The sequence below is a fragment of the Microbulbifer rhizosphaerae genome (assembly GCF_014191725.1).
Taxonomy (GTDB): Bacteria; Pseudomonadota; Gammaproteobacteria; order Pseudomonadales; family Cellvibrionaceae; genus Microbulbifer; species Microbulbifer rhizosphaerae.
The window spans coordinates 170,158-190,010 of the sequence record NZ_JACHWZ010000003.1 but is presented as its reverse complement, the minus strand read 5'-3'; the positions used below and the strand labels follow the sequence as shown (position 1 = coordinate 190,010).

The 19,853-nt window shown below is 55.0% G+C and carries 18 protein-coding genes; 11 read left to right on the top strand and 7 right to left on the bottom strand.

What is annotated here, in order from left to right:
* The first annotated feature begins 117 nt into the window (after positions 1–117).
* The 6 genes from FHS09_RS04290 to FHS09_RS04265 all read left to right on the top strand — a co-directional run bounded on the left by FHS09_RS04290 (position 118) and on the right by FHS09_RS04265 (position 5,878).
* Entirely contained in the window at positions 118–1,203 is a 1,086-nt protein-coding gene (locus FHS09_RS04290; protein WP_343057402.1) for a bifunctional nicotinamide-nucleotide adenylyltransferase/Nudix hydroxylase, read from the top strand.
* Positions 1,204–1,365: 162 nt separating this feature from the next.
* The gene (locus FHS09_RS04285; RefSeq protein ID WP_183457085.1) at positions 1,366–2,208 is read left to right on the top strand and encodes a metallophosphoesterase; all 843 of its coding nucleotides are present in this window, start codon (positions 1,366–1,368) and stop codon (positions 2,206–2,208) included.
* On the top strand, positions 2,205–2,789 hold the full coding sequence (locus FHS09_RS04280) for a 3'-5' exonuclease (RefSeq protein ID WP_183457083.1): 585 nt from the start codon (positions 2,205–2,207) through the stop codon (positions 2,787–2,789). Before FHS09_RS04285 ends, FHS09_RS04280 begins: the two co-directional genes overlap by 4 nt.
* 158 nt (positions 2,790–2,947) lie before the next feature.
* Positions 2,948–3,547 carry an AHH domain-containing protein gene (locus tag FHS09_RS04275; protein WP_183457081.1) on the top strand — a complete coding sequence of 200 codons (600 nt, stop codon included), beginning with the start codon at positions 2,948–2,950 and terminating at the stop codon, positions 3,545–3,547.
* Entirely contained in the window at positions 3,544–4,131 is a 588-nt protein-coding gene (locus tag FHS09_RS04270; protein ID WP_183457079.1) for a hypothetical protein, read from the top strand. The genes FHS09_RS04275 and FHS09_RS04270 overlap by 4 nt, the downstream gene beginning before the upstream one ends.
* A 331-nt stretch (positions 4,132–4,462) precedes the next feature.
* Positions 4,463–5,878, top strand: a complete 1,416-nt coding sequence (locus FHS09_RS04265) for a nicotinate phosphoribosyltransferase (RefSeq protein WP_183457077.1) — start codon at positions 4,463–4,465, stop codon at positions 5,876–5,878.
* A 144-nt stretch (positions 5,879–6,022) separates the two neighbouring features.
* Here FHS09_RS04265 and FHS09_RS04260 read toward each other — a convergent pair whose 3' ends face one another.
* The 3 genes from FHS09_RS04260 to FHS09_RS04250 all read right to left on the bottom strand — a co-directional run bounded on the left by FHS09_RS04260 (position 6,023) and on the right by FHS09_RS04250 (position 7,621).
* Positions 6,023–6,508 (bottom strand): 5' nucleotidase, NT5C type, encoded by a 486-nt coding sequence (locus FHS09_RS04260; RefSeq protein ID WP_183457075.1) that lies wholly within the window; start codon positions 6,506–6,508, stop codon positions 6,023–6,025.
* A 38-nt stretch (positions 6,509–6,546) separates the two neighbouring features.
* Positions 6,547–7,260: an NUDIX hydrolase gene (locus tag FHS09_RS04255; protein ID WP_183457073.1), complete on the bottom strand. Its 714-nt coding sequence runs from the start codon at positions 7,258–7,260 to the stop codon at positions 6,547–6,549.
* 148 nt (positions 7,261–7,408) lie between these two features.
* Positions 7,409–7,621, bottom strand: a complete 213-nt coding sequence (locus FHS09_RS04250; RefSeq protein WP_183457072.1) for a hypothetical protein — start codon at positions 7,619–7,621, stop codon at positions 7,409–7,411.
* 342 nt (positions 7,622–7,963) lie between these two features.
* Here FHS09_RS04250 and FHS09_RS04245 point away from each other — a divergent pair, with 342 nt between their 5' ends.
* The 5 genes from FHS09_RS04245 (at position 7,964) to FHS09_RS04225 (ending at position 14,364) form a co-directional block, all read left to right on the top strand.
* Positions 7,964–8,683: a hypothetical protein gene (locus tag FHS09_RS04245; RefSeq protein ID WP_183457070.1), complete on the top strand. Its 720-nt coding sequence runs from the start codon at positions 7,964–7,966 to the stop codon at positions 8,681–8,683.
* A complete protein-coding gene (locus FHS09_RS04240) occupies positions 8,656–10,548 on the top strand; it encodes a hypothetical protein (protein WP_183457068.1) in 1,893 nt (630 codons plus the stop codon). Before FHS09_RS04245 ends, FHS09_RS04240 begins: the two co-directional genes overlap by 28 nt.
* Positions 10,545–11,501: an ATP-binding protein gene (locus tag FHS09_RS04235; protein WP_183457066.1), complete on the top strand. Its 957-nt coding sequence runs from the start codon at positions 10,545–10,547 to the stop codon at positions 11,499–11,501. Before FHS09_RS04240 ends, FHS09_RS04235 begins: the two co-directional genes overlap by 4 nt.
* A gap of 482 nt (positions 11,502–11,983) precedes the next feature.
* On the top strand, positions 11,984–12,928 hold the full coding sequence (locus tag FHS09_RS04230; RefSeq protein ID WP_183457064.1) for a hypothetical protein: 945 nt from the start codon (positions 11,984–11,986) through the stop codon (positions 12,926–12,928).
* 437 nt (positions 12,929–13,365) lie between these two features.
* Positions 13,366–14,364, top strand: a complete 999-nt coding sequence (locus FHS09_RS04225; RefSeq protein ID WP_183457062.1) for a site-specific integrase — start codon at positions 13,366–13,368, stop codon at positions 14,362–14,364.
* 106 nt (positions 14,365–14,470) lie between these two features.
* On the opposite strand, the gene FHS09_RS04220 is transcribed toward FHS09_RS04225, so the two are convergent.
* The 4 genes from FHS09_RS04220 to egtD form a co-directional block, all read right to left on the bottom strand.
* Positions 14,471–16,150 carry an NAD-dependent malic enzyme gene (locus tag FHS09_RS04220; protein ID WP_183457060.1) on the bottom strand — a complete coding sequence of 560 codons (1,680 nt, stop codon included), beginning with the start codon at positions 16,148–16,150 and terminating at the stop codon, positions 14,471–14,473.
* Positions 16,147–17,151: a hydrolase gene (locus tag FHS09_RS04215; protein WP_183457058.1), complete on the bottom strand. Its 1,005-nt coding sequence runs from the start codon at positions 17,149–17,151 to the stop codon at positions 16,147–16,149. The genes FHS09_RS04220 and FHS09_RS04215 overlap by 4 nt, the downstream gene beginning before the upstream one ends.
* Before the next feature lie 102 nt (positions 17,152–17,253).
* The gene (locus tag FHS09_RS04210) at positions 17,254–18,654 is read right to left on the bottom strand and encodes a cytochrome B6 (RefSeq protein ID WP_183457056.1); all 1,401 of its coding nucleotides are present in this window, start codon (positions 18,652–18,654) and stop codon (positions 17,254–17,256) included.
* A 236-nt stretch (positions 18,655–18,890) separates the two neighbouring features.
* Positions 18,891–19,853 carry an L-histidine N(alpha)-methyltransferase gene (gene egtD / locus FHS09_RS04205; RefSeq protein WP_183457296.1) on the bottom strand — a complete coding sequence of 321 codons (963 nt, stop codon included), beginning with the start codon at positions 19,851–19,853 and terminating at the stop codon, positions 18,891–18,893.

The following is a 19,853-nucleotide window of genomic DNA, read 5'->3' as shown; positions in this document are numbered from 1 at the left end:
AATAATGTAGTCTCGTGCATAGCACGCTGGCTAACAAGGCATCTGTTTCTTGACTATTAGTGTCTAAAAGTCAATAATATGGAGCCGAATAATCATGGCACTGGATAGACCAGAGCCATTCACCCCAGCAAGGAGCTTGCTGCCATGTCCAGAGACTACGATTTCGCGATCTTTATCGGCCGCTTTCAGCCATTTCATGTGGGGCACCTCAAGGTGGTCGAGGAAGGGCTGTCCCGGGCAGAGCGCCTGATCGTCCTGATCGGCTCGGCCTTTCAACCTCGCAATCCCCGAAACCCCTGGACTCATCAGGAACGGGAAACCCATATCCGGGCCTGCCTTTCCGATGAGGAGAAGGCCCGCCTCATCTGCCTGCCGCTGATGGACGTGCCCTACAACGACGAGTTGTGGGTGCGCAATGTGCAGACCTCGGTATCGGGGATAGTGACCGCGCATCACCCAGTGCCGCACAAGCCGCCGAAGATCGCGCTGATAGGCCACCGGAAAGATCACACCGGCTTCTACCTGAACCTGTTCCCTCAGTGGGATGCGCTGGGCGTCGACAATTTCGAGAGCATCAGCGCGACACCCATCCGGGAACGGGTGTTCGACGATAATCCCGCCGGCCAGTTGCGGGACCTAGAGGGCTCCTGCGTGCTTCCGTCACCGGTGGCCCAGGCCCTGCGAGGCTTCGTGGACTCGGATCCAACCTACCAGGCGATGCGCGAGGAAGCCGAGTTCGTCGCCAAATACAAGGCCTCTTGGGCTGCAGCGCCCTACCCGCCCACACACGTCACGGTGGATGCAGTTGTAATTCAGTCAGGGCACGTGCTGTTGGTGGAGCGGCGGGCCTTGCCCGGTCGAGGCCTCTGGGCGCTGCCCGGCGGCTTTGTCGATCCACAGGAGAAGCTGGTGGATGCCTGCCTGCGGGAACTGCGCGAAGAGACCCGGCTCAAGGTGCCGGCCCCAGTGCTCAAGGGCTCGATCCGCCGCCAGGACGTCTTCGACGAGCCTTATCGCTCCGCCCGCGGCAGAACCATTACCCACGCCTTTTATATTGAACTGGAACCCAGCAGCCAGTTACCCAAGGTAAAGGGCGGCGACGACGCCCGCCATGCTAGGTGGGTGCCACTGGGTGCACTGGATCCCCAGGAGATGTTCGAGGATCACTACTACATCATCCAGTCCCTGGTGGGGACAGCGTAGAGCGGCCCTTTCGGGGTGCCGCGCCCCACCAATGTGCTTTTAGAGCGGGTTTAGCGAGTTTATGTTGGTGCGATAAACTTGCTTCATCCGCCTCACTGTCGTTCACATGGAGGCTATCAACGGCGGAAATGCTCAACCTCCAACCAATCGCTCGAATTTTTCATGAGTATGTTCCTTAAAGTCGACAGGAATCTTGCCGGACGGGACTTTGTCGTCGGAGACGTGCATGGCCACTTGCAGCAACTGCATGAGCAATTGCAGGAGGTCGCCTTCGATCCGGCCCGCGACCGCCTGTTCTGTCTGGGCGACCTGGTCGACCGAGGCCCGGACAGCGAACTCCTGCTCGCAATGGTCGATCAAAAGAGCTATTTCGGCATTCTCGGCAACCACGAGGCGATGATGATCGCCGGCTTCGAGAATCCGGAAACCGCCGATCGGCACCGCGCCAACGGCGGCGAATGGTTCTACAGGTTGCCGCGGGCGCAGCGGCAACACTTGGTGAGCCAGGTCAGGCGCTGGCCATGGGCCATCGAACTGGACGCCGACGGGCGGCGCATCGGTCTGATCCACGCCAACATCCTCGGCGGCAGCTGGCCGCGAACGCTGCGTGCTCTGACCGCAATCGAAGAGGCCTGGTCCGCTGGTGCATCGCTGGAAGATAACGAGCGAGTGGCGAGTACCGCGGAGCAGTTCCTGTGGGATCGTTTCCTGGCTAGCCAGCTATACAGGCGCCTGTTAGGGTTGGGCGATGCGAAACGCACCCTGGCCGAATACAAACGACTATTTCTGGAGCGCATGAGCACAATTACCCATGCCAAACCGGATGCCCTCGCCCCCTTCCGGATCGAGGGCATCGAGGCCCTCTACCTCGGCCACAACTTCGTACCCAAGCCGGTCGTCGTGGGCAACTGCCACTTCCTGGATACCTATCGCGGAGAGGAAGGCGAGCGTCTGGCCCTGATGTGCGTCAGTGAATCCCCAAGAACAACGGAGCCCCTTTCATGACTCTGCCGAATACTTCCATCCGCCAATTATTGATCGTCGACCTCGAAGCCACCTGCTGGGACGATCGCCCCCAGTCCGTCGAGGTCATGGAAGTGATCGAATTCGGGCTGGCTCTGGCAACCCTGGAAGGAGAAATCCTGGCCAGCCACAGCCAACTGGTGAGGCCCACCATCAACCCGGAACTCAGCGACTTCTGCTGCCAACTCACTGGCATAGATCGTGACCAAGTGGCGGCTGCGCCGGGCTTTGCGGAGGCAACGTCGCTGCTAGACGACTGGCTGCAAGGACTTGAGTATCAGGCCTGGGCCAGTTGGGGACAGTACGACTCCAACCAGATCCGCGTCGAGCAAGCGCGCCACAACTGCGCACCGGCATTTTTTTCCAAGCCCCATATCAACCTCAAGGCATTGTGGCAGGAGAAGACCGGCAAGAAGCGCCACTCAGGCCTCGGCAGCGTTCTGCAATCCCTCGGGTTGACCTTCGAAGGGCGGCTGCACCGCGGCGAGGACGATGCGCGCAATATCGCCAGAATCCTGCCCAGCCTGGCTTCGCACATTCAACCGGGAAGCGGGAAACCCTAAGCCCCAAACACAGCACTGAGGCATTAAAGCCGTCCCTTACCGGCTCTGAGGCCATAGAGGTATACGACACAGATAACCAATTTAGGTTAAAGTACATGACCAAGCCCGTGGCATACGGGCATCTTTAGCTACCGCTCAAACAAAACGGAACTTTGCTTATGGCCCCGCCAAGGATAGATAAGAAAATTCACCAGAAAGACCGGCTGGATCTGGCCATTGATGAATTTGCCGCTCTTGAAAAACCGACCATCAGTGACCTGCACAAGGTCGGCGTGATCGGGCAGGTTCAGGAGGGCATCGAGGCATATCGGGCTGAAGGCAGGAAGATGTCGGTTAAGGCGCTGGAGAGCGAAGAACACTGTTCCAGGCGACTGGCGGCCTTTTTGACCGCTGCCGGCGATCCCCGACCTCACAAGCTTTGTGATGCACATGCGATTATATCCGGGCGTCATGCCAGTGCGGCGAAGTTGCGCGCTGTGCTCTCGTGGTTTGCTAGGCGCATTGACGATCCCATCAATGGCTGCTGGCTGCCGCGAAACACGGCCGCCAAGGCCCATATGCGGGGAAGGCTTCGCAATGCCGTGCCCCATAGCCGTATCCACAGAAAGCATTACTATCAGTGGTTGGAGACGCTGATTAATATCCCCCTGATCAAGACAAACGAGATGCTGGTACAGACGTTGAAAATGATTGAGCTGAAGCTGCAAACCTCGACTTTCCCACAACGGGTAATGCTGCCGGCGGGCAGGGAAGCATGAGTATCAACCGCATCCACCAGGATGACGAATACCTGATCTTCCACATACCCTCGGATGAAGTGGTCGAGAAGCTCGGGCGCGCCTACCCCATCCATATCGACCACTCACCGATTCAATATGCCTCCGTCTGGCCGGCAGGGTTTCGAATCGAATTCCTCCCCGAGGTCGATAGCGATGCGCATATTGTCCCCGATCTCAGTGTGTCGGGTGGTAAGCTGTTCCTCAGCGAAAAAGCCTATGGCGCATTGAAAAGCCTTTTAGAAACAGATGGAGAGTTCTTGCCCGTCGAGTATCACAAATCCGAAAAAGGCTATCTCTTCAACCCCTTGGTCATTGCGGAAGACATGGATGCACTTGATGAGGCGCGCACCGGCTATGACGAGCATGGGAACCTGGAACACTTCGATTTTATCGAGAACAAACTGGAAAGTGTCGCTACGTTCAAAGCGAAGATCGACCATTTCAATGGTGTGTTTTGCAGGGATACGCTCAAAAATACCATCGAAGAGACAGGACTGACCGGTGTCTATTTTCAGCCCGACCTTGCCAATTTCAGCGGCGAGTCGTCGGACACCTCTCACTGAGTGCCAATAACCCGTGCACGGGTTATTGGCACTGGGAAACACAACTTCGAGGGCCGATCAAAGCCAGACTCAAATCGCGACTCTGTTGTCTTCCCAGGCCAGCAGCCCCCTCATCATCCCCTTCTGCTTGCCGGCACCCTTAACCCCCAGATTCCATCCCATTCTTTCACCCCGATGCCGGCTGAATAAATTTCGATAGGGTCTTGACACAATAGTGCCTATTAGACACTATTGTGTCATTAGAGACGAAACGTCACTAATGATCTGGCAGCCACTGCCCAACGTGCCGGATAGACCGGCACCAATATCACTTCGACGGAGGATTTCCGCGATGCAAGACTACAACCCGATCCTGAACGTAGACAGCTACAAGACCAGCCACTACCTCCAATACCCGGAGGGAACCCAGTACGTCAGCAGCTATATCGAGAGCCGCGGCGGGCAGTTCAAGGAGGCGGTCTTCTTCGGCCTGCAGGCCTTTATCAAGCAGTACCTGACACGGCCGATCACCCGAGCCGACGTCGACGAGGCCGAGGAACTCTGCCTGGCCCACGGTGTGCCCTTCAACCGCGAGGGTTGGGAGTACATTCTTGAAGAACACCGGGGCTATCTGCCTATCGAAATCCAGGCGGTGTCGGAAGGTATGGTGGTACCGGTACGGAACGTACTGGCCCAGGTGATCAATACCGACCCCAAATGCTTCTGGCTCACGAGCTACGTGGAGACTGCCTTGTTACGGGCGGTCTGGTACCCCACCACCGTGGCCACCCAGAGCCGAGAGGCAAAACAGATTATCCAGCGCTACCTGGAGGAAACCGCGGACAACCTGGATGGACTACCCTTCAAGCTGCACGACTTCGGCGCCCGTGGCACCAGCAGCCAGGAAACCGCGGCGCTGGGCGGCCTGGCCCACCTGGTGAACTTCCAGGGCACCGACACCATCGCGGCCCTGGTCGCCGGCCGTCGTTTCTACAACGCACCCATGGCCGGCTTCTCTATTCCGGCTGCGGAGCACAGCACCATGACCAGTTGGGGCCGGGAACAGGAGACCGAGGCCTACGCCAACATGCTGACCCAGTTCGCTGGCAGCGGGCGCCTGGTGGCGGTGGTCAGCGACAGCTACGACCTGTGGAATGCCATCGACAACATCTGGGGCGGCGAGCTAAAGGAGCGGGTGGAGAACAACGGTGGCACCCTGGTGATCCGCCCTGACAGCGGCGACCCGGTGGACGTGGTCACCCAAACCATCGAGCGCCTGATGCGCATCTTTGGGGCCCGGATCAACGATAAGGGCTACCGGGTGCTGCCGGACTATATCCGGGTGATCCAGGGGGACGGCATCTCCCTGCATACCATCGAGGGCATCCTGGCGGCGATGAAGGCCCGCAAACAGAGCGCCGACAACATCGCCTTCGGCATGGGCGCCGAGCTGCTGCAGAAGGTGAACCGGGATACCATGAAGTTCGCCATGAAAGCCAGCGCGGTCAGGGTGAACGGCCTGTGGCGGGACGTCTACAAGGACCCGGTGACCGATATCGGCAAACGCTCAAAGAAAGGCCGCTTGGCGCTGGTCCGCCGCGGCGACGGCGCGCTGGGGACTATTCGCGAACAGGACCTGGGGGATCGCTCTAACCTGCTGCGGCCGGTATTCCGCAACGGGGAGTTGCTGGTTGAGCAGGTCCTGGAAGAAATCCGCGAGCGCGCGGCCATCCTTCACGGAGAGATGACAATGGCCGCTGCCTCTTGATTACGTCTCGCGGCGCCGTGAAAACCAAGGCAGTACGGTTTTTCACGGCGCAAACGTTGTTCGAGGTCCACCGAGCAATTTCTATGACTCACAATCTGCCTGTAGGATGAGTCATAGAAGCCCTTTCTATGACTCACTCGCGATCTAAGCCCCCATCTCGGCACCGGCCGACAGGAGTTCAAAAAAGCGCCTCACCTCCGGCCAACCCGGGAAAGAAGGCTGCCCAAAGTGGATCAGCTCCCCCTCGAAATACTCCTGCCCTCGCCCTTCGGCATTGTCGTCAATCAGGTAGTGGCCCCGGCTGAGGCCCTTGTGCGCACTAATGATCAGGCGGTCGACTACATCGAAACCCAGGTGTTCCTCCACCCAAAGCCGTTTCTCGGTGTAGCAGTGAGGATTCATGATGGAGGGCGCGGTCAGAATGAACACTACGAACCTTTCCTGTTCGTGGAGCCAGCGATAGGTCTCCACCGCGTGGGGCAGCGGCTGCAGCCCGGCGTAGAAGCCGGGGATGCTCTGCGGGAAGGCGACGTCCGGCCGCTCGCGCTGGTAATGCCGGTAGGCACCATCGAAATCGCACAGGGTGCGATCCATATCCACGTAGATAACGGTCTTGTTCTTCCAGGACATCATGTACCTCTTACCGCCGGACCACCGATTGGCTGCGATTACTGTTCAAGATTGCGCACGAAGGTGTAGTCCCCAGACTTCGCCCGCATCCGGTAGAGCGTTGCCGGCCGTCCGCCCTCCGAGCGCTTCTCCCCGGTGTCGATTAGCAGGTCGGCCTGCTCGATCCGGCGTCGGAAGGACTTCTTTTGCAGCGGCTTGCCGATGATCGCCTCGTGTACTCGCTGCAGCTCCGGCAGGGTGAATTTCTTGGGCAGCGCATAGGCGGGCACGATGCTGTACAGGGCTTTCTGGCGTAGGCGCTCGCGGGCGTAGCGGAGGATCTTTTCGTGGTCGAACGCCAGATCCATCTTCTCCGCGCGGGCGACATTCACCCAGGCTACGTCGGAGACTGTATCGATATGGCTCTGGCAGGCCTGATGGGCGATCAGGGCGGTATAGCAGACGGTAACCGACCAGCCGCGCTTATCCCTGCCAGCGCCGCCGAAGGTGTACAGCTGCTCGATATAGGGAGGGGCTACGCCGGTCTTTTCCTTGAGCTTGCGAACGACGGTGTCTTCCAGCGTCTTATCGGTGTCCTCCGCAACGAAACCGCCCGGCAGGGCCCACTTCCCCTTCTCGGGGTGGTTGGAGCGCTCCACCAGGAGCACCTTCAACTCGTCCAGATGGTAGGTGAACAGCACGGCGTCTACCGTGAGCAAAGGGGCCTCGAACGCCCCCTTGTCATAATCTTGCAGGTACGCTTCCTCGTTCATCCAGAGCTCACATAGTGTCGTTTGGGCACTATATTACCTCTGATAATGCGGTGGTCACAATCTCCCAGGACAAAGGGGGCATCAACGCCTTTCGGCTCAAATGCACCTAACTCCCCTGCTCTCAACCTGAAATCTTGCGATCGCAAATTTAAAGGGGAGCCTGTAATCTACCAGATGCAGTGCCGCGACCAGCTAGATCGGTTCCACTTATCTCCAGCAGTTTCTGTACGAAGTATCCTGAAATATTGATACAGGCTTCATAGGATTGCGCTAGCGCCGATTGCGTATCGACCAGCTCTCCGGAGACGCTTTCTCCACTAGAATCGGTACTGATATTGATCGCTGGGTTGGTATTGACCAATCCCTCCCCTGCTCCTCTGATGATGAACTCGATCCAACACCGGAGCGATCGGAGATGCCGCCGCCTCGCATGGGAGGTTGACAGGTCAGACTTGGTGGAATGGAAATTCCGCTTTGAGATTCAGAGTATTGCGCCATTTGCCTCCTAGACTGGGATCGCAATGGCAGCAAAATACTCAGTCGATTTAGTCGGTTCGGCGGTGAAAAATACGGTTGCGTTAGAGTATCTCCCTACTCGGACTATGCGCCAAAACACCGGGAAACGGTATATCGCCGTGTCGATAAGTGAGTCTATGTGAATGTACTATGATATTCAGAGTTGTACGATCAATAGGCAGTCAACATGGTACCGAATGGCCTACAAGGCACACCGGAAATCCTAGCCGACGTCACCAAGGTCAAGGGGACTAGTCTAATCCCCAATCAGCAGCCAACGAAGGTAGACATACTCAAACGCGCCGACTGCTACCAGCAATACTGCCTAAAATTCGATGACGTGGCAGTGCTACATTCCTATCCGATGTATCTGCATACCCTACTGCTCGAGAGCGATCCAGACGTCATCAGCTTCGTCCCCCGCCCCTACCGACTGCGTGTCGGGCGTCGCGATTATGTCCCCGCCTGCTACGTGGCTCGCACCGGTGGACGTGACGTGATCGACATCAGTCCGCACGGCGAGATGGCGGAGGCGCTGCAACGACCACTGGCAGCCTACTTCGACTGGCACGACCTGACCTTCTCAGTAGTCAGCGAGGAAAGCCTTCTGGAACAGGAGACTTTGGCCCTCAACTGGCTGCCGCTGATTCAGGTTCTCGTCGCAGCCAGGCAGCTCGGCCTAGAGACCACGGAACTGGAATGCCGGCTACTGCATGAGATTGTGGCTGGATCGGCGAGTGAGGTGGGCGATCTACTACAGCCGGGCCGCCGCGAAGAACAATTTCTCGAGGAAGTCGCCCTTTATCGGCTGATCCACCAACGGCGTGTCGCGGTGGATCTCAGCCGCGCACCACTGGACTTCGACACGGTAGTGACACCATGGCACTCACTTGGCGCGAGCGACTGATTCAAGAGCCCGAACTGGCCGATATCCGCCGCTGGCCACTGGTGGATACTCAGAGACTGGCACCCTGTCATCGGAAGGCTTATCAGCGCAATCTATCCATTGTGGCCCAGGCACTAGACGGCACCATAAACCTGTCGGCAATCGCCGCCGCCAACGGGGTTTCCCCAAGCTTGGTCACCAAGCTGATGACCCGCTGCCTCGCCGGCCCCGCCGAGGAACCACCTCAGCTCAGCCGCGCGCTGATTCCCCACAAGCGTCTGCAGAAAAGTCAGCGCCAGTCGCCGCTCAGCCGGCTCACCGCGTGTAGAGGTAGCCGCTGCTCCTTCACCCATCTCCTACAGACAGTCCCAGGGCTCCAACATTACCTGGACAAAATGATCAGAGCGTCGGTGAAACGTGCGGCCTACGGGCAAAACCTAAAACCCGCACCCTTTCACGCGGCCTTTATCCGCTATCTGGAAGAGCGGGGTTGGCCGCGCGATACCTATCCCTTTACCGAAACCTCACGCGGCTACGAGTCCCTGCGCCAGTATCTCAATCGGAAATGCACGGAAATCAGTTTACCCAAGTCACCGAGTCGGGTGATCTTGACGAGCCGCGCCTCGAATCGCATATTTTCCCAAATACAAATCGATGAACAGACGGTGGACTGTAATGGCTCAGTCGTACTGATCCTCAACGAGCAACTCGAGTCTCTGCGCCTCTCACGTATTACCCTGCTACAGGCGCGCGACGCCGGAACAGGTTGTACATTAGCCTTCACGATCGCCTTAACGAAAAAAGTGAGGGCCGACGATATCCTCACACTGTTCGAGCTGATGACGCAGCCTTGGGAACCCCCCACGTTAAAGACGCCCGGCCTAGCCTATGAGCCCGGCGCCTGTCTTCCTTCGTCCCTGCATGCCGACTTCCGACGTCCCGCCTTTGGTATTGTGCGCATGGACAACGCCCTGGAACACCTGGCGCATAGTGTTCGCGATATCGTCTGCCGCCGTCTGCATGCAACACTGAATTATGGGCCACCTGCACAACCGAAGGGACGCAATGTGATCGAACAGGCGTTCGACCTGTTGAATCACCCAGTACATCGCTTTGCCTCCACCACGGGTAGTCACGTTCAGGATTCGATACGGGAGGACCGCAAGAACCGTCGCAAGCCACCAGTTCTGTCACTGCAGTCATTGGAAGAAGTCATCAGCGTAATTTTGGTCAATAACAACTTGAGGGTACTAGCGAATATGGGCGCGAAGAGTCCACTGGGTCAGGCTCGCTATCAAATGGCCAATCACCTGCTACCACTACGGCCCACTCTGCCAGACACCGCTTTGCGACCTTACTGGAGTTCCCGCCGGGTCATCATCCGAAAGGTGAAAAATGATCCGCACGCACCGCACATCAATTTCGAAAAGGTCCAATACCAGGGTGAGGCGATTAATAGAGCAGATCTGATTAACCGGGAGGTCAATGTAGAGTTCGACCGGCGCGATATACGCGTACTTCGCGTGACAACCCTGGACGGAGAATACCTAGGAGAAGTCATAGCCCCGAAGACCTGGCAGCGTTTCCCACACAGCTTGACCACCCGAAAATACATCAACGAGCTGATTCGTAAGGAGACAATCGAGCGGCAAGACCCGTTGGGAAAATACTTCGATTATCTATTGGATAGACGGCATAACCCGAAAGATGCGATGGAAATGTTGCGTGTCGGCCGTGAGTTCGGTGCTACAGCAGCGATATCACCGCCTGACCCAGCGCCGCAACCCGAAGACCGCTCCCGCCAGGAATTATCGAACACTGAACTTGAGAAGGCACTGAAAGAAATTCCGGACTGGAACCCTGATATGGTTAGGAAGAGAAAATGAGCGAATCAATTGACTACTCATCGGTGCTGGCGAATGCCAGCAGTTTCTATATCTCCACGCCGATGCTCAGGGACCTACACCAGTGTATCACCCAATGGACCTGGTGTGGAATGACCGGCGGAGTAATCGTTGGAGAAGCTCGCTGTGGCAAGTCATTCGCGATCCGTGCCTTGTCAGATCACATTTTATCTCGAACCGGACAGAGAATTCCAATTTTTAGAATTTCATATGGAAAACGAGACAAAAAAACGATTCGAGAAGTCTACAGCAAGACGGCAAAGGCTCTGGGCTACAAGGTTAAACTGCGTGACACCTCCGAAGAACTATCAGAAATGATTTGCACCAAATTAGCTGAAGCAGCAGAATCAAATGATACAAAAAAGGTGATTTTAATTATAGATGAGACGCAATACTTAACTATAGATCAACTAACCGTCTTCGCAGAAATCTATAATACCCTAGAGGAGGTAAAGGCAAACTGCGTTATATTTTTTGTTGCCAATGAAGACACCTTCTCACCCCTTGTGAAAAAACTACATGAAAAGGAAAATAGTTATATTATGGAGCGATTCTTTACTCACACACACCATCAATACGGCATTAGAAATTCACAGGAACTAAAGTTATGCCTAAAAGAATTTGACCAATATATAGTAGATATTGAAAACAATATTTCCGCCACGCAAGCATTCTGCCCTCACCTATATGATCAGGGGTGGAGACTTATAGATTTAGCTAAACCATACTGGCAGCACTACTGCGAAGGATACAAGATTCCGTTGCAACATAAGTCGTGGAGAATGAATCAATTTATTAGATCAACCAATGTTCTATTGATGGACTATTTGCCCAGGTGCAAAAATTCAAATGACCATTCTTATATTGAGGCTGCAATTGTCAAAAGCTTGGAGGCGGCAGCTATAACCCCAGACTTGGTAAAGTATGTAAGTTGAGCATGATTAATTTAAATACTGGGCTAAACCTAAGAAAACCTTACGAAAGCCATTACAACGCTTATCGCCGATTTCTGATCGCAAATAGATTCCAGAACCAAAAAACCTTAACAAGCGAATTAAAAAGACGGTTCTCCCACATACCTCAGCAGCAAGCATATAAATTTCTAAACAGAATAGTTCCTACACCTAATCTAAGATCTTGCGCCCCATTAGCGGAACTGCTCGAGCGGGAAGTTTGCGATAAAGCAAATATCCCATACGTAGAACCTAAGCAACTTGGGAGGTCACATAAGTTCCGAAACTGCCCAGAGTGCGCCAGACGCTGCTATCATTGCTACCTATATGAATTGCCTTGGCTTTCCAAGTGTCCTCTGCACAAAGTAGATCTCATTGAAAAATGTCCGGACTGTAATCAATCATGGCCGAAGCTGGGCGAGCTTAAACGCACGCGATGTCTTACCTGTGGCACCCACCTTTACTTGAAGAACCTGAGGGAATCAGGGTCACTTGAAAAACTAAGAGATACATCCTCCTTCAAATTTATCGAACGGGCAATTCATGATTATACAGGCATGGATAACGGAACAACATTATCATCTGAGGCAGCAGTTAATTATTTAGATTCCCATTCCTCAATAGGCATATTCGACCCGTACTTTCCTGCTATAATGTCTGAACTAGGAAGAGAATATAAAGATGGGTTCCAATCTTTAGATGTGGCCCTGCCAAAAACAATAATGAAACGATTTGAAATACTCCAAAAGGTGAAAATAAAAAGAACCCCATTTACGTACAGCAATGCGTCAAAGTTAGAAATTAGAATAAGTGTCCATGAAAGAATATGCCAGGCCGCCGAGCTGAAGTTTGGCATTAATCCAAGTAAACCAATAAATAGATTTTTGGATTTAGGCGAAAGAATATCATCATTGGAAAATCTTTTAAAAACGACTTATAAAATATGGTTAAGCATAGTTTGCGAATGTCGGAAAAGTAATAATGGAAAAGCACAACACTATGGTAGTGAGTATTTTTACTGTGCCAATGTCGAAAATATGCCGTTAACGCCTTGTATAATGGACGGAATATATTTTTTTGAATACAAAGAATATAAAATTCCTGGAAACATTAATGAAATGGTAATATATGCAACACCAGAAAGCATTCAAAAATGGCTTTACGAATCCGATCTTTGGAAGATATTTCGAACGCTACTATTTTATTTAGACTCATTGAATTATGTTTTACAGAAACATGGAAATACCTGTGAAATATTCAGATATATTCCACAAGACTCCACTCCATATTCATGGAATAGAAATTCTTACGCTTTCCTTCAGCTATCACAGAATGAAGGAGTATGCATAATCCCGGAAAATATCGGAAAAATTTCCTTTGACGACATTGAGCTGTATACAGTCAAATAATTATCCAAACTAACTTCCGCATTGAGACTTCTACGCTAACTGACTGTCAAACGGCACTGGCTATTTACCTTTGGCTGTATCAGCTCCAGGCAGCATTAAATGTCAATTTCTATTTACCACCCACCTCTAATCAATATTAACTATCCAATATAGCCCCGCTTAGCCTTTGCTCGAAGGCCCGATCTAGCACGTGGAATAGCGAATCACGCTATTAGTGGCGCCAAACCCTTCCAGGGTGGATTCCAATTTTCCAGTTTTACTTGAAATTCCATGACCACCAGCCAAACCGCGTGTATCAGGCTTTTTTTCCTTATTTTCTTGAAAATTCACAATTGCATTTGCTTATAGATCAAAGACTTACTGCCAACTTTGTGTCCATCTGCACTTGGGCATCCACTGTCAGTACAAATGCGGCCTTTCGGTGACACATTTCCCAAATGAACAAAGAACACCCACTCTCACAATCGCCATCCCTCTTCATAAGTACGTCGACAAGTGCGCGGGAATTGCAATCTGGAGAAGAAGTACAGAAGTACCTGCGCGCGGCAACGTCAGATAACACCCGCAAAGCCTACCGATCAGCGGTCCGGCAGTTCGAGAAGTGGGGAGGAAGACTTCCTGCCGATAGCCAGGTGGTTATTCGTTATTTGCTCAGCCGTATCAAGGAGGTCAACTCGCGCACACTGGATCTACACCTCACGGCCATTGGTCAATGGCATCAGTACCAAGGCTTTGCCAATCCGGTTAACGACCCCCTGGTACAGAAAACGATGGAAGGCATTCGGCGTATACATGGCACGCCAAAACAGAAGGCTAAAGCGCTGCGTCTTCAGCATATCGCGGCAATGACCAGCCATTTACGGGGGCTTCCGGAGACAAAGAAGAAGTTGCGGGATCTCGCTCTATTGCTCACGGGCTTTTTCGGGGCCTTCCGGCGCAGTGAACTCGTGGCGATACAGGTTTCTGACCTGGTGTGGGAGGATGAAGGGCTTGTTATCCGATTGCCAAAGTCCAAGACCGATCAAGACGGGGAAGGGTTGACCCGCGCGCTGCCCTTTGGAGACAAGCAAATCTGTCCTGCCACTGCCCTCAGGCGTTGGCTGGATGGGGCGGCTATTACTGAGGGCCCGGTATTTCGTTCGGTCAACCGCTGGGACCAGGTCCGGCCAAAACAGCTGAGCCCGGGTGCAGTCAATGATCTACTGAAAAGCCTTGGCACTTCCTGTGGCTTTGATTTTGTTGCCAGTTTAAGCAGCCACAGTTTTCGCCGCGGACTATCGACATCGGCTGCCCGAGAGAAGGTGGACTTTGAACTGATCAAGAAGCAGGGTGGATGGAAAAGCGATGCCACGGTGTGGGAATATATCGAAGAGGGGCAGCGTCTTACCGACAATGCCACCATCATCCTGATGGAAAAAATGGCAGCGCTGATTTAAAGCGACAGCAGAGGCTCCACCTCTGCGTGGCGTCTCGCTATCTCGAAAGCAGCCCCGGCGAACGCCGGTCGTTGCCGGCGCTCGCAAGGTAGTTCTGAAAAAGCTTCTAGAAGGACCGCCGCCGGTATTGCCGATAGCGGGGATACCAGAAGTTCTGCTCGATCGCGGACACCAGATCCTCGGCCTCGCTGACCAGGGCGACGCCGTCACTCTGAGCCTGGCGGGCCACGTCAAAGGCAATTTTCTTGCTCAGCTCGCGAATCTCCGACAGCCGGGGAAGCAGGATATTCTCACCGGTGGTATTGATCGGCGCCTGGCTGGCGAGAGCTTTGGAGGCGGCCATCAGCATGGATTCCGTCACCCTTGTGGCGCCCGCGGCGATCACTCCGAGGCCGACACCGGGAAAAATATAGACATTGTTACACTGGGCGGCCGGATAGGTTTCTCCGTTCACTGTTACCGGTTTGAAAGGGCTTCCGGTGGCGACGAGCGCCTGACCGTTTGTCCATGTCAGGATTTGTTCCGGAGTGGCTTCGGCCCGGGATGTTGGGTTGGACAGCGGCAGCACCACCGGCCTTGCACAACCCGCCTGCATGGTCTCGATAATACCCTGGGTAAACAGGCCGCCCTGCCCTGAAACACCGATCAGTACAGTGGGTTTGACCTGCCCGATGATTTGTTGGAGACTCCAGACACTTACGCCCTCCTGGTCTTTCGGGTCCCGGGCCAGCCTGGCTTGGAAATCGTAGAGGCCGTCCATATCCGTAGTGAGAAGGCCGTTGCGATCCACCATGAAAAGACGGGCTCTGGCCTCGGTATCCGTTAACCCCTGGTCTATCATTGCTTTGATAATCTGCTCTGCAATACCGCAGCCGGCGGAGCCGGCGCCCACCAAAACAACCTTTTGATCTCCGATTTTTTCACCTTTCGCCTGGCACGCCGACAGTATGGTGCCCACGCAAACCGCCGCGGTGCCCTGGATATCGTCGTTGAAACAGCAGAGCTGGTCGCGATACTTTTCCAGCAGAGGCATGGCGTTCTTCTGGGCGAAGTCCTCGAACTGCAGCAGTACGTTGGGCCATCGTCGCTTCACCGCATCGATAAACTGGGCGATAAAGTCGTCGTACTCCGCCTGGGAAATTCGCTCGTGACGCCATCCCATGTACATGGGGTCTTTCAGCAGTTCTTTGTTATTGGTGCCTACGTCGAGCATGATCGGCAGGGTGTTGGCCGGGCTGATACCGCCACAGGCGCTGTACAGGGAGAGCTTGCCGATGGGGATTCCCATGCCGCCGATGCCCTGGTCGCCGAGCCCGAGAATGCGCTCCCCGTCAGTGACCACGATGACTTTTACGTTGTCCTTGGTGGCGCTGCGCAGGATATCGTCCATGTGTTCCCGGTCGGGATAGGAGATAAACAGGCCGCGGTGGTTGCGATAGATCTTGGAAAACTCCTCGCAGGCCTCGCCCACCGTCGGGGTGTAGATGATCGGCAGCATCTCTTCGATGTGGGCTTCGATCAGGCGGAAAAACAGCGTCTCGTTATCGTCCTGGATTGCGCGCAGGTAGATATGGCGATCCAGGTCGTTCTTGCATTTGAGGTACTGGTGATAGGCCCGATGGGCCTGCTCTTTAATGTTCTCGACGTTGTTCGGCAGCAGGCCGATCAGGTTGAACTCCAGGCGCTCCTCCAGGGTAAATGCGCTGCCCTTATTCAACAGGGGCATTTCCAGTAAGGAGGGGCCGGCGTGGGGAATATAGAGGGGGCGTTTGATTGGGTCGTTCATACTGCTGAGCTTTTACCAGATGAGTGTATATCTTTGTAATCGGCCAGAAAATCGGGAATCCGCGACTCCAGCCAGTAGTGTGGTCGCCACAGGCTGCCGCTGACAAAGCCAACATGCCCGCCCTGCTCGCTAATATCAAGCTGTACTTGAGGACTGACTTCCCTTTTGCCCGGAATCGCCGATGGACAGATAAAAGGATCGTCGATCGCATGAATAATCAGCGTTGGCTTGGCGATATGCTTGAGTAGCGGCTTGCTTGAGGCTCGGGTGTAGTAATCGTCCGCGTCCCGGAACCCATGCAGGGGTGCGGTAAAGGCGTTGTCGAACTGCCGGAAGTTGCGGAAATTGCGCGGGTCCTCCAGGTTCGGCAGGGTCGCGGCCAGTTGCGGATTGGTTGCCTTCCGCTGCAGGGTGGCTTTCAGGCTGGCCAGCAGATGCCGCTGATAGAGGCGCGATAGTCCGGAGTCTATACGTCGGCTGCAGGCACTCAGGTCCATGGGCGCGGATACTGCCACCGCGGCGGTCAGTGGACTGCCCTCGCCGTCCTCGGCCAGCCACTTCAACAGGACGTTGCCGCCCAGGGAGTAGCCCACAGCCATCAGCGGGGTATTGGGTAACTGCTTTTTCAGCTCTCCCGCCAGCCAGCGGGGATCGTCGCTGTCACCACTGTGGTAAGCCCGCACCAGCTGGTTGGGGACGCCACCACAGCCGCGGAAATGCATCACCGCCACCTGATAGTGCCGCTCCAGCAGGGCTGACATCAGCCCCTGGACATAGGGGGAATCCACAGAACCCTCCAGGCCGTGCAACACCAGAACCAGTGGGCGCTGCGGGTCGTCCACCAGGGCTGCCGGAGTGTGCAGTGCCAGTCGGTCGTGATCCGGGGTCGGATACCAGATGCAAAGGGTCTCAACCCAGGGCCTGGGCCGGTGGAATCGGGGAAACAACGTTTGCAGATGGCAGTTGCCGAGCCCGGCCGCGGGGGCGAACTTCTTACTCATTGCAGGTTCCAGCAAGTCGAGCGCGCACCTTACCGGGTTTTGCCTCGGAACCAAAGTGGGAACCCGGCTGTTCCTCCGAACTGCCGGGCCCTGGGAAAGAGGTTATAGAGTATACATGTAAGCCACCAGGTCTTTCTTATCCTGCTCAGTCAGCTGGGTGCCCAGTACGATGTTGAAGAACTCGACGGTGTCATCCAGGGTCATCAGCCGGCCGTCGTGCAAGTAGGGGGGCGAATCCTTGATGCCGCGCAGGGGGAAGGTCTTGATGGGGCCGTCGGCGCTGGCCAGGCGGCCGTTGATCATTTTGGGCTTGAAGAAGCGCTCCGTGCGCAGGTTGTGCATCAGGTTGTCGGTAAAGTAAGGCGGGGTATGGCAGGCCGAGCACTGGCCTTTACCGAAAAAAATCTCTTCGCCGCGCAGTTCCTGCTCGGTGGCCTTGTTCTTATCCAGCCGCCCGAGCAGGTTCAGTTTGGGCGCCGGGGGAAAGTCGAATAGCTCCTGCACCTCAGCCATAAAATGCACCTGGCTACCCCGCTCCAGGATATTGACGCCTTTCTTGGTGGCGATTACCGGGTCGCCGTCGAAGTACGCGGCGCGCTGCTCGAATTCAGTGAAATCTTCCACACTTTTCAGGGCCCGTTGGGAGCCGAACAGCCGCTGGATATTCACTCCGCGCAATGTGGGAGTGTCGATACGGTGCCGGTGCTTCTGCGGCCGGATATCACCCACAAGGTGGGTGGCGGCGTTGGTGTGCCCGTTGATATGGCAGTCCAGGCAGGCGACACCCAGGCTGGGTTTTTCCGAGCGCCGGTCGGCGGTGGCATTGAATTGCTGTTGCGGGAAAGGCGTCACCAGCAGCCGCATCCCCTCCAGCTGTTTTGGATTGAGAATGCCATTGAACAGCTCGAAAAAGTTGGTCAGGGTGACAGCCTTGCCCTGGGAGACATCGCCGAGGTCCGGCCTGGTGGTAAGGAAGATGGGTGGCGGGAACTCCGGCAGAAAGGTGTCCGGCAGCAGGAAGTCCAGGTCGAAACGGGTGAGGTCCCTGCCCTCCTGGTCCTTTATCGCGTCGATGTGGAATTGGGGAAACAACATCCCGCCTTCGTTCTGGTTGGGGTGTGGCAGTGGGTAGAAGCCTTCGGGCCAGAGTTCTTTTTCCCGGATATTCTCCGGTGACATCTTTGCCAGATCCTCCCAACTGGTGCCGCGAGGCAGCTTGACGCGTACACCGCCCTGCACGGCTTTGCCCCCGCTCATGGTGACCCCTTGCGCCGGCTTGTCGGACAGGTCATAGCGTTTGTTGAGCAGTTCCTTGTGACGCTTCTCAACGGAGGGTTTCTCCTCCCGCATACGCTTAAGTGTGTCGCTGAAACTCTCCTTATCCACTACGGGCATGTAGCTGCTGGGCGGGGCTTCATCCTGCGCCAGTGTCTGTGGGGAAAAAATGAATGATGCGATCAGGGCCAGCCGTACAACGGTCGGTCTGGAAGTGATAATTGACATGGATCTCCTCCGCTCTGAGATGGCTTCCGTATTATTTGGATGAAGCTTTACAAGCGACGGGGACTGCGCGCTACTACTGCGAAAAGCCTGTAATCCAATAGCGCAAATAATCAAAGGCTGCCAATTGATTTTACCTTTTGCACCAATAATGTCCGGCTAAATTAAGGGGTTTTGGCGTAAATCTATTTGAATTGGCATGGATTTGCAGGGAAGAGTGGGAAAATTTCCCGCTCCCGTCAGCTTACACGAGCGTAATGGATAGCGTAATGTCGCCGTCCATCACACCAGTGCTTCTGTGGAATGTAGCCGGTTTCCGTAAGCAGATTATGAAAATCGTCGAGGGAGTATTTGTGGCTGTTCTCCGTGTGAATGGTCTCTCCCTCTTTGAACCGGATTGTTTCACCAGCGATATGCACTGCTTGGTCTTTCAGGCTGACAAGGTGCATTTCCACCCGTTGGCGCAACGGGTGATAAAAGGCGCGGTGAGCGAAGAGATTGGGGTCAAAGTCCCCTGCCAGTTCACCGTTGATACGCACCAGCAGGTTTTTATTGAAAGCCTCGGTCACATGTTCGCTGTCACAATAGGCGCGCTCCAGAATCACAGAATCTTTTACCAGGTCAGTGCCGATCAGCAGGCCGTCACCGGCCTCCAGGTGTGAGGAAAAATTCCGCAGCAGTGCCCTGGCCTGTTCCGGATTGAAATTGCCAATGGTAGAACCGGGAAAGAAAATCACCCGCCTGTCACCGCCGTTGTTTTCCAGGGCATGCCAAGCGCTGTGCTGGGTGAAGTCGCCGACGGTAGCGTGGACCCGGATCTGGGGCAGCCGCTCTTTAATGGCATCCCGTGCGGTGAGGAGGATTTCCGGGGAAATATCGATGGGCATATAGCCGCTGGGAGATTCCAATTCCTCGAGTAGCGGCTGGATCTTTTCGCAGTTGCCCGCACCGGGCTCAACGATCAGCGCTTCGGGGCCAATGCAGGTGGCCATCTCGCCGAGATTTTCCTCGAAAATCGTGGCTTCGGTACGGGTGAGATAGTAGTCGTCCAGTTCGCAGATCTGCTCGAACAGGCGGGAACCGGTTTCGTCGTAGAGATATTTACACGGCAGGGTTTTCTGTTGTTCGCTCAGTCCTTCAAGTACGTCCCGCAAAAATTCGCCGATTTCCGGCTGCGCGTCGAGCCGCTGTGCCAATGCCAT

Excerpts from the sequence above, each read along its gene's own strand:
- FHS09_RS04285 (WP_183457085.1), top strand. The coding sequence starts at position 1,366 with ATGAGTATGTTCCTTAAAGTCGACAGGAATCTTGCCGGACGGGACTTT.
- FHS09_RS04270 (WP_183457079.1), top strand. The coding sequence starts at position 3,544 with ATGAGTATCAACCGCATCCACCAGGATGACGAATACCTGATCTTCCAC.
- FHS09_RS04235 (WP_183457066.1), top strand. The coding sequence starts at position 10,545 with ATGAGCGAATCAATTGACTACTCATCGGTGCTGGCGAATGCCAGCAGT.
- FHS09_RS04280 (WP_183457083.1), top strand. The coding sequence starts at position 2,205 with ATGACTCTGCCGAATACTTCCATCCGCCAATTATTGATCGTCGACCTC.
- FHS09_RS04225 (WP_183457062.1), top strand. The coding sequence starts at position 13,366 with ATGAACAAAGAACACCCACTCTCACAATCGCCATCCCTCTTCATAAGT.
- FHS09_RS04260 (WP_183457075.1), bottom strand. The coding sequence starts at position 6,508 with ATGTCCTGGAAGAACAAGACCGTTATCTACGTGGATATGGATCGCACC.
- FHS09_RS04275 (WP_183457081.1), top strand. The coding sequence starts at position 2,948 with ATGGCCCCGCCAAGGATAGATAAGAAAATTCACCAGAAAGACCGGCTG.
- egtD (WP_183457296.1), bottom strand. The coding sequence starts at position 19,853 with ATGGCATTGGCACAGCGGCTCGACGCGCAGCCGGAAATCGGCGAATTT.
- FHS09_RS04240 (WP_183457068.1), top strand. The coding sequence starts at position 8,656 with ATGGCACTCACTTGGCGCGAGCGACTGATTCAAGAGCCCGAACTGGCC.
- FHS09_RS04265 (WP_183457077.1), top strand. The coding sequence starts at position 4,463 with ATGCAAGACTACAACCCGATCCTGAACGTAGACAGCTACAAGACCAGC.
- FHS09_RS04245 (WP_183457070.1), top strand. The coding sequence starts at position 7,964 with ATGGTACCGAATGGCCTACAAGGCACACCGGAAATCCTAGCCGACGTC.
- FHS09_RS04255 (WP_183457073.1), bottom strand. The coding sequence starts at position 7,260 with ATGAACGAGGAAGCGTACCTGCAAGATTATGACAAGGGGGCGTTCGAG.
- FHS09_RS04220 (WP_183457060.1), bottom strand. The coding sequence starts at position 16,150 with ATGAACGACCCAATCAAACGCCCCCTCTATATTCCCCACGCCGGCCCC.
- FHS09_RS04210 (WP_183457056.1), bottom strand. The coding sequence starts at position 18,654 with ATGTCAATTATCACTTCCAGACCGACCGTTGTACGGCTGGCCCTGATC.
- FHS09_RS04215 (WP_183457058.1), bottom strand. The coding sequence starts at position 17,151 with ATGAGTAAGAAGTTCGCCCCCGCGGCCGGGCTCGGCAACTGCCATCTG.